General features: G+C 52.4%; 1 tRNA gene and 2 rRNA genes (1 of these 3 cut by a window edge). All 3 read left to right on the top strand.

What is annotated here, in order from left to right:
- Positions 1-2,091 (top strand): 23S ribosomal RNA (locus J4E70_RS19105) (it extends 744 nt beyond the left edge of the window).
- A 112-nt stretch (positions 2,092-2,203) separates the two neighbouring features.
- Positions 2,204-2,318, top strand: a 5S ribosomal RNA gene (gene rrf / locus J4E70_RS19100).
- Positions 2,319-2,415: 97 nt separating this feature from the next.
- A tRNA-Met gene (locus tag J4E70_RS19095) sits at positions 2,416-2,492 on the top strand.
- The last annotated feature ends 8 nt before the right edge of the window (positions 2,493-2,500 follow it).

The following is a 2,500-nucleotide window of genomic DNA, read 5'->3' as shown; positions in this document are numbered from 1 at the left end:
GCACTGGAGGACCGAACCCACATCCGTTGAAAAGGATCGGGATGAGCTGTGCCTAGGGGTGAAAGGCCAATCAAACTCGGAGATAGCTGGTTCTCTGCGAAATCTATTTAGGTAGAGCGTCAACCGAATACCCCGGGGGGTAGAGCACTGGATGGGTAATGGGGGCTCACCGCCTTACTGATCCTAACCAAACTCCGAATACCCGGGAGTAATAGTTGGCAGACACACTGCGGATGCTAACGTCCGTAGTGAAAAGGGAAACAACCCTGACCTACAGCTAAGGCCCCTAATTCATGGCTAAGTGGGAAAGCAGGTGGGACGACCAAAACAACCAGGAGGTTGGCTTAGAAGCAGCCATCCTTTAAAGATAGCGTAACAGCTCACTGGTCTAATTTAAGTTGTCCTGCGGCGAAGATGTAACGGGGCTCAAGCCATGAGCCGAAGCTTAGGATGCGTTTATCGCATGGTAGCAGAGCGTAGTGTGACATAGTTCCTTTCCTCTTTAGCAGCCTTCGGGCTGTGTTGGAGGATCTGGAGCTTTCTGTGAAGCCGGCGCGTGAGCGATCCGGTGGAGAGATCACTAGTGAGAATGATGACATGAGTAGCGACAAACAGGGTGAGAGACCCTGTCGCCGAAAGTCCAAGGGTTCCTGCTTAAAGCTAATCTGAGCAGGGTAAGCCGACCCCTAAGGCGAGGCCGAAAGGCGTAGTCGATGGGAATCAGGTTAATATTCCTGAGCCAGGAGGATGTGACGGATCTCGAGGGTAGTTTCTTCTAATTGGATTGAAGAGGCTGCTTAGAGGTTCCTGGAAATAGCCCTCCACTGGATCGTACCCTAAACCGACACAGGTGGACTGGTAGAGAATACCAAGGCGCTTGAGAGAACTATGTTGAAGGAACTCGGCAAAATACCTCCGTAAGTTCGCGAGAAGGAGGCCCTGTCAGGACGCAAGTCTTGGCGGGGGGCACAAACTAGGGGGTGGCGACTGTTTACTAAAAACACAGGGCTCTGCGAAGTCGCAAGACGACGTATAGGGTCTGACGCCTGCCCGGTGCCTGAAGGTTAAATGGAGGGGTGAGAGCTCCGAAATGAAGCCCAGGTAAACGGCGGCCGTAACTATAACGGTCCTAAGGTAGCGAAATTCCTTGTCGGGTAAGTTCCGACCTGCACGAATGGCGTAACGACTTCCCCGCTGTCTCCAACATAGACTCAGCGAAATTGAATTGCCTGTCAAGATGCAGGCTTCCCGCGGTTAGACGGAAAGACCCCGTGCACCTTTACTACAGCTTCACACTGGCATCAGGCATAATTTGTGCAGGATAGGTGGTGGGCTTTGAAGCAGGAACGCCAGTTCCTGTGGAGCCTCCCTTGAGATACCACCCTAATTCTGTTTGATGTCTAACCGCGGTCCGTTATCCGGATCCGGGACCCTGTGTGGCGGGTAGTTTGACTGGGGCGGTCGCCTCCTAAAGAGTAACGGAGGCGCGCGAAGGTTGGCTCAGAGCGGTCGGAAATCGCTCGTTGAGTGCAATGGCAGAAGCCAGCCTGACTGCGAGACTGACAAGTCGAGCAGAGTCGAAAGACGGCCATAGTGATCCGGTGGTCCCGAGTGGAAGGGCCATCGCTCAACGGATAAAAGGTACGCCGGGGATAACAGGCTGATACTGCCCAAGAGTCCATATCGACGGCAGTGTTTGGCACCTCGATGTCGGCTCATCTCATCCTGGGGCTGGAGCAGGTCCCAAGGGTATGGCTGTTCGCCATTTAAAGAGGTACGTGAGCTGGGTTTAGAACGTCGTGAGACAGTTCGGTCCCTATCTGCCGTGGGTGTAGGAGATTTGAGAAGAGTTGCCCCTAGTACGAGAGGACCGGGGTGAACGATCCACTGGTGTACCAGTTGTTCCGCCAGGAGCAGTGCTGGGTAGCTATGATCGGACAGGATAACCGCTGAAGGCATCTAAGCGGGAAGCCCCCTTCAAAACAAGATCTCCCTGAGGGCCGAGGTAGACCACCTCGTCGATAGGCCAGAGATGTAAGCGCAGCAATGCGTTCAGTTGACTGGTACTAATTGCCCGATAGGCTTGATTTGATCCAGTAGAAGCCAGACTTTTATGGAAAATCAAAAGCATACACACAACACAGTAATATTTGACTTGGATATCTGCTATAAACGCAGATAATAAATTGCGTTTCTTTCTCGGTTTGGTGGTCATAGCACAAGCGAAACACCCGATCCCTTCCCGAACTCGGCAGTTAAGCGCTGTCGCGCCGATGGTACTGCGTCTTAAGGCGTGGGAGAGTAGGTCACCGCCAAACCTAGTAAGAAACGTGAAAATTATCTCTCTGAATGATGACAAAACAAAAGCGCTCAATGCCAAAAATAAAAAAAAGGCAATGGGCCGGAAAAAACTGTCGCGGGATGGAGCAGCCCGGTAGCTCGTCAGGCTCATAACCTGAAGGTCGTAGGTTCAAATCCTACTCCCGCAACCAAAATTTAT

Origin of the sequence: Pseudohalocynthiibacter aestuariivivens (genome assembly GCF_018457175.1) — a bacterium.
Taxonomy (GTDB): Bacteria; Pseudomonadota; Alphaproteobacteria; order Rhodobacterales; family Rhodobacteraceae; genus Pseudohalocynthiibacter; species Pseudohalocynthiibacter aestuariivivens.
This window is presented reverse-complemented; position numbering and strand designations above follow the sequence as displayed.